This is a genomic window from Collimonas sp. (genome assembly GCF_044339385.1).
GTDB lineage: Bacteria > Pseudomonadota > Gammaproteobacteria > Burkholderiales > Burkholderiaceae_D > Collimonas.
The window spans coordinates 1-6,410 of record NZ_JBIIVN010000152.1 but is presented as its reverse complement, the minus strand read 5'-3'; the positions used below and the strand labels follow the sequence as shown (position 1 = coordinate 6,410).

5 protein-coding genes and 1 pseudogene are annotated in these 6,410 nt (G+C 53.7%); 5 read left to right on the top strand and 1 reads right to left on the bottom strand.

The window, feature by feature from the left end:
- A pseudogene (locus tag ACIQ0R_RS10515) lies at positions 1 to 614 on the top strand (DNA-directed RNA polymerase subunit beta'); the annotation flags it as partial.
- A gap of 94 nt (positions 615 to 708) precedes the next feature.
- On the opposite strand, the gene ACIQ0R_RS10510 reads toward ACIQ0R_RS10515, so the two are convergent.
- Positions 709 to 2,499 carry a phosphoethanolamine transferase gene (locus ACIQ0R_RS10510; RefSeq protein WP_395826967.1) on the bottom strand — a complete coding sequence of 597 codons (1,791 nt, stop codon included), beginning with the start codon at positions 2,497 to 2,499 and terminating at the stop codon, positions 709 to 711.
- A 417-nt stretch (positions 2,500 to 2,916) separates the two neighbouring features.
- Here ACIQ0R_RS10510 and rpsL point away from each other — a divergent pair, with 417 nt between their 5' ends.
- From rpsL to ACIQ0R_RS10490, 4 genes are all read left to right on the top strand, one after another.
- Entirely contained in the window at positions 2,917 to 3,300 is a 384-nt protein-coding gene (rpsL, locus tag ACIQ0R_RS10505) for a 30S ribosomal protein S12 (RefSeq protein WP_014004389.1), read from the top strand.
- 139 nt (positions 3,301 to 3,439) lie between these two features.
- Positions 3,440 to 3,910, top strand: a complete 471-nt coding sequence (gene rpsG / locus ACIQ0R_RS10500; protein WP_061532009.1) for a 30S ribosomal protein S7 — start codon at positions 3,440 to 3,442, stop codon at positions 3,908 to 3,910.
- Positions 3,911 to 4,035: 125 nt separating this feature from the next.
- Positions 4,036 to 6,141, top strand: coding sequence for an elongation factor G (fusA, locus tag ACIQ0R_RS10495; RefSeq protein WP_395826962.1), 2,106 nt, complete (start codon positions 4,036 to 4,038; stop codon positions 6,139 to 6,141).
- A 142-nt stretch (positions 6,142 to 6,283) separates the two neighbouring features.
- Positions 6,284 to 6,410: GTP-binding protein (locus tag ACIQ0R_RS10490; RefSeq protein ID WP_229427325.1), on the top strand; the 127-nt coding region annotated here is incomplete at its 3' end.

The following is a 6,410-nucleotide window of genomic DNA, read 5'->3' as shown; positions in this document are numbered from 1 at the left end:
AAATGATTGTCGACGGCCCAGCCGATCCGCAAGACATCCTGCGCCTGTTGGGTATCGAAGCGCTGGCACGTTACATCGTCGACGAAGTTCAAGACGTGTACCGTTTGCAAGGCGTGAAGATCAACGCCAAGCACATCGAAGTGATCGTACGCCAGATGTTGCGTCGCGTGCAGATCGTTGATGCCGGCGATGCGTCTTACATCACTGGTGAGCAGGTCGAGCGTTCGGAGCTGCTGGATGAAAACGACCGTGCGATTGCAGCGGGCAATATTCCTGCAACTTACGAAAACGTCTTGCTGGGTATTACCAAGGCATCGCTGTCGACCGATTCGTTCATCTCGGCCGCATCGTTCCAGGAAACCACCCGCGTGTTGACCGAAGCCGCAATCATGGGCAAGAAAGACACGCTGCGCGGCCTGAAGGAAAACGTTATCGTTGGTCGTCTGATCCCAGCCGGCACCGGTCTCGCATTCCATCGTGCACACAAGGAAAAAGACACCTGGGAAGCCGAAGAGCGCACAGCGTTGTTGCAATCCGAACAGGCAGCACGCCTGGCAGCTGCAGAAGCACGTGCAGCTGAGGAGTTGAACGCACAGCAGGGCGACGCCGTTTAATCCTCGTAACGGATGATTATCCGCTGCCGTTTTTTTTCATTCAACGTCTGTTACGGCTTTTATTCGGGCTCGCCGTTGCGCACTTATAGCCTGGTTAGTCTTGTTGCTGTTGCAGAGGCTTGCCGTTGTCGATGACCTCCCTGCAGTCGCCCTTGAAGGTCGTATTGTCGTAATCGGTCCAGCCATAACTATCGACATAGCGTTTGTGCAGGCGCAGCTGGTCGCTCAGGAAGCTCCATTCCAACCGCTCATCAGGGTAGCGGATGTCGGACAGATCAAGCAGCGAATGAAAGACGTTTTCGGTGGTCATGCGCGCGCGTTTATGGCGCAGTAACTGAGTGACCTTGTCCGGATAGGCTTGCTTGTACAGATCCGAATACCACATCAGCGCCGGAATATGGAACTCGAACTGAGTGTTGTGCCCGTGGAATGCAATCTTGCAACTGCCGTCATATAGCGTCTGGCCGTGATCGGAAAAATACATCATGGCGCTCAATTGTCTGGATTCCTTCAGTGCGACTATTACTTGTGACAGGAGCCAATCCACATACAGCACTGAATTGTCATAGCTGTTGTTGAGCGCCGGCTTGTTGGCAAGATTGGTGTAGGCAGGGTTGTCGACGCCGTACAGCGATGGCTGCCATTCGTCATATTCTTCGGGGTAGCGATGGCTGTAATTCCAGTGGTTGCCGAGCGTGTGGAGAACGATCAGCTTTTTCTGCGCTGGATCCGACATTGCTTTTTGTAATTGTGGCAACAGGACTGCATCAAAATTCGAGGTGTTGGTAAATCCCCCAAGGTTCAGGAACTGGACCACATCGGCTTCATTCGCAAACACCGAGATCGGTGTATCGAACTTGCCGTAGGAGAGTTGGTTGGATATCCAGTAAGTCTTGAAACCAGCCTCTTTGTAGGCCGTGATGAAGGACTTCTCGGTGAAGCCGGCTTTCAGACTGTCGGTTGCTGGTTTGCGCGAAACCATGACCGGAACCGAAAGGCGAGTCGCAGAGACCGACGTGATCACATCAGAGAAACTGACCAGATTGGACTCTTTTTTCAGCAGCGGATTAGTCTCGCGCTGATAACCGTTCAAGCTCCAGCGATCGTAGCGGGAGGATTCGCCGATCACCATCACCACAATTTGCGGCGTATTCTGATGGCTGGCCTGATGGGCGCCGAAATGAAATGGCCTGTTCTTGTGCTCAAGATCGTCCAGATATTGCCGTTCTTTCCAGAAATCGTAGCCGCGAACCGCGAGGCCGAATGGCCAGGTACGGCCGAGCGGTTCATGCTGGAATGGGGTTGCCGCCCAATTGGGTAGTTTGCCTAGATGCGTGTGGGCGGCGGAGGTCAGCGCGCTGTCGCGTTTCACAATCGACGACGCAGTTTGAATGCCGACCTCTTGTCCATATAGCCACGCCACCAGGCCGACTGTGAGCACTAACCATCCGAGCCAGCGAAGCCGTCCCTCAAGATCAAGGTCGCGCGTGCGGATCGCCGCCAGCCAACTTAGCGCCCACCACAGCACGACGAAGGCCAGGATTGCAGCGAGCCACCACACCCTGTCGCCAAGGAATTCCAATGCCTCCCTGGGGCTGGTTTCCACGATAATACCGAGATGATGGGTAGAAATTCCCTGATTGTAGAATTTACGCAGGTAAATTTCGGTCGGTAAAGCGATAAACGCCGGGATCAGCAGCCAGTGAAACCAGGCTGGCCGCTTGAAGACTGACCAGATGACCAGCCATATCGCAGCTTCCATCAGGAGGATGCGCAGCGGATGTTCGATTGATTGCCCGAACAGCAGCGGTACGAACGGCACCAGAGACAACGTCAGGTAAGTACCCAGTACGAACAGATTGTTGCGGCGAAACAGGGCTGGCATCATGATTGTCAAGAATAGTCGAGCTACATTATCCCGCAAAGCCGGGACAGGGTAGCCGCCATCCGGCAGGTAAATAAAAGTGTTGCTTTCTTGTGGCTTGTGCCTGGAAAGCCAGCCTTGGCGTGCTGCTCCGACTGCTTCCGGGTGTCGCGTTTACGGCCTGGCATTGCCGACTGTGATTGACTGGCCGCCGTCTTGAGGATATACTAGTGGGACCTCGATTGTAGGCTATATTGGGCTGAGCGTTCTTTGGTCTGCTTCCGCTTTCTATAGCGCGTTTCCTCTCTACTGCTGAATGTCGATCTGCGCGAACGGTGCGCAAATTGTGCGGTTTCTAGCGCAAGTATCTGTCCAATCCCGGACAACCGATTTCGGGATTGTTGTTATTAACGTCGTAATTTTGTTGGATACATAACGATGCCAACCATCAATCAATTGATTCGCCAGCCGCGCGTTTCTGCGGTCGTAAAGAGCAAATCACCAGCGCTGGAAAACAGCCCGCAAAAGCGCGGCGTTTGCACCCGCGTTTATACGACAACTCCAAAGAAGCCAAACTCGGCTCTGCGTAAAGTTGCCAAAGTTCGCCTGACCAACGGTTTCGAAGTTATTTCGTACATCGGCGGTGAAGGCCATAACCTGCAAGAACATAGTGTCGTGCTGTTGCGTGGCGGCCGTGTCAAAGACTTGCCGGGTGTGCGTTACCACATGGTTCGCGGTGCACTGGATACTCAGGGCGTCAAGGATCGTAAGCAAGCACGTTCGAAGTACGGTGCAAAGCGTGCTAAGGCTGCAAAGAAATAATCATTTTCGGGCGGCGTAAGCCAAGCGAAACTAGTGTCGGTCCCGAATGGGCCGAGTAAGTGGGTGGCTATGATGGCCGTCCGCGAGTGTGCAGAAACAAAAGATCTGCGTGCTCAACTGAAGATTGAAAGGAATCGAAATGCCACGTCGTCGTGAAGTTCCCAAGCGGGAGATTCTGCCGGATCCAAAATTCGGTAATGTTGATGTTGCGAAGTTCGTCAACGTCCTGATGTTGTCCGGTAAGAAATCGGTCGCAGAAAACATCATTTACGGTGCCTTCGAGCACATTCAAGCCAAGTCCGGCAAAGATCCGCTGGAAGTGTTTGCCCTTGCTATCAGCAACGCCAAGCCATTGGTTGAAGTTAAGTCGCGTCGCGTTGGTGGTGCAAACTACCAGGTGCCGGTTGAAGTTCGTCCTGTCCGTCGTATGGCGTTGTCGATGCGCTGGTTGCGTGAAGCGGCTAACAAGCGCAGCGAAAAATCGATGCCGCAGCGTCTGGGTGGCGAGTTGATGGAAGCCGCAGAAGGTCGCGGCGGTGCAATGAAAAAGCGTGACGAAGTTCACCGTATGGCAGAAGCGAACAAGGCGTTCTCGCACTTCCGCTTCTAATGGACTGGGCAGCCGACTCCCTGAATCGAGACGTCTGTCCGCATCTGAAATTTGTTCGAGCCGAGCGCATATTTTTATCAAAAATGGCGCTCGGTTTCGTACATTAAAAGACTTAGGAATAAATCATGGCTCGCAAGACCCCCGTTGAGCGCTATCGCAATATCGGTATCTCCGCTCACATCGACGCAGGTAAAACCACGACTACAGAACGCGTTCTGTTTTATACCGGTGTGAATCACAAAATCGGTGAAGTGCATGATGGCGCGGCCACCATGGACTGGATGGAGCAGGAGCAAGAGCGTGGCATCACGATCACCTCCGCTGCGACCACCTGTTTTTGGAAGGGCATGGCGGGTAACTTCCAGCCTCACCACATCAACATCATCGACACTCCGGGCCACGTTGACTTCACGATTGAAGTTGAGCGCTCGATGCGTGTTCTGGATGGCGCTTGCATGGTTTACTGTGCAGTCGGCGGCGTTCAGCCACAGTCGGAAACTGTGTGGCGTCAAGCTAACAAGTACAAGGTTCCACGTCTGGCGTTCGTCAACAAGATGGACCGCACCGGCGCGAACTTCTTCAAGGTTTTCGAGCAGATGCGCGCTCGCCTGAAGGCTAACCCGGTTCCAATGCAAGTACCTATCGGCGCTGAAGACAAGTTCGAAGGCGTGATCGATCTGGTCAAGATGAAGGCGATCTACTGGCACGACGATACCCAAGGCATGACTTTCGACTATCGTGATATCCCTGCTGACCTGGCTGCAGATGCTGCTAAGTGGCGCGAAAACATGGTGGAAGCCGCTGCCGAAGCATCGGAAGAGCTGATGAACAAGTACCTGGAAGAAGGCGACCTGAGTGAAGCTGAAATCAAGGCTGCGATCCGTCAACGTACCCTGGCCAGCGAAATCGTGCCGATGATGTGCGGTACTGCGTTCAAGAACAAGGGCGTGCAAGCCATGCTCGATGGTGTGGTCGACTACCTGCCTTCGCCGCTGGACGTGCCGCCGGTACCTGGCCTGGACGAAGATGATGCGCCGATCTCGCGTAAAGCCGAAGACACTGAAAAGTTCTCCGGTCTGGCCTTCAAGATCGCAACGGATCCGTTCGTTGGTCAGATCTGCTTTATGCGCTGCTACTCGGGTACTCTGAACTCGGGCGACACCGTGTTGAATTCGATCAAGGGCAAGAAAGAGCGTATCGGCCGTATCGTGCAAATGCACGCTAACCAGCGCGAAGAAATCAAGGAAATTCTGGCTGGCGATATCGCCGCACTGATCGGTATGAAGGATACGACTACCGGTGACACATTGTGCGATACCAATGCATTCATCATTCTGGAGCGCATGGTGTTCCCGGAGCCGGTGATTTCGCAGGCAGTCGAGCCAAAGACCAAGGCCGACCAGGAAAAAATGGGCCTGGCGCTGAACCGCCTGGCACAAGAAGATCCTTCGTTCCGTGTTCGCACAGACGAAGAGTCGGGTCAGACCATCATCGCCGGTATGGGTGAGTTGCATCTGGACATTATCGTCGATCGTATGAAGCGTGAGTTCAACGTTGAAGCGACCGTTGGTAAGCCACAAGTTGCTTATCGCGAAACCATCCGCAAGACTTGCGAAGAAATCGAAGGTAAGTTCGTCAAGCAATCGGGTGGTCGCGGTCAGTACGGTCATGTGGTTCTGAAGATCGAGCCGCAAGAACCAGGCAAGGGCTTTGAGTTCGTTGACGCGATCAAGGGCGGTACCGTTCCACGCGAATACATCCCGGCAGTTGAAAAGGGCGTCCGTGAAACATTGAACACCGGTGTCTTGGCTGGCTACCCAGTGGTAGACGTCAAGGTCACCCTGTTCTTCGGTTCTTACCATGACGTTGACTCGAACGAAAATGCGTTCCGCATGGCCGCTTCGATGGCGTTCAAGGACGGCTGCCGTAAAGCCAGCCCGGTTATTCTGGAGCCAATGATGGCAGTTGAAGTCGAAACTCCGGAAGACTACGCTGGTACCGTGATGGGCGATCTGTCGTCGCGTCGCGGTATGGTGCAGGGCATGGATGAAATCGCCGGCGGTGGTGGTAAGATCATCAAAGCTGAAGTACCTCTGTCGGAAATGTTTGGTTACTCGACTTCGTTGCGTTCGGCTACTCAAGGCCGTGCAACTTACTCGATGGAATTCAAGCGCTACGCTGAAGCGCCGAAGAACGTTATCGATGCAATCGTAACGTCCAAAGCCAAGTAATTTATCTGATTTGGACTGGGTTTAGGAGCCGCCGAAGCGTGGCGAACAGGCTCGCCCATCAGGCCAGATAAAGCGGCGGCATAGTAAAGAAATTAATTCGTACATCGTTTAACAACATCGTTCTTTTTGAAGGAAGAATAAAATGGCAAAAGGTAAATTCGAGCGGACCAAGCCGCACGTCAACGTCGGCACTATCGGCCACGTCGACCACGGCAAGACCACGCTGACAGCAGCGATCGCGACAGTACTGTCGAAGAAGTTTGGCGGCG

Excerpts from the sequence above, each read along its gene's own strand:
- fusA (WP_395826962.1), top strand. The coding sequence starts at position 4,036 with ATGGCTCGCAAGACCCCCGTTGAGCGCTATCGCAATATCGGTATCTCC.
- rpsG (WP_061532009.1), top strand. The coding sequence starts at position 3,440 with ATGCCACGTCGTCGTGAAGTTCCCAAGCGGGAGATTCTGCCGGATCCA.
- rpsL (WP_014004389.1), top strand. The coding sequence starts at position 2,917 with ATGCCAACCATCAATCAATTGATTCGCCAGCCGCGCGTTTCTGCGGTC.
- ACIQ0R_RS10510 (WP_395826967.1), bottom strand. The coding sequence starts at position 2,499 with ATGCCAGCCCTGTTTCGCCGCAACAATCTGTTCGTACTGGGTACTTAC.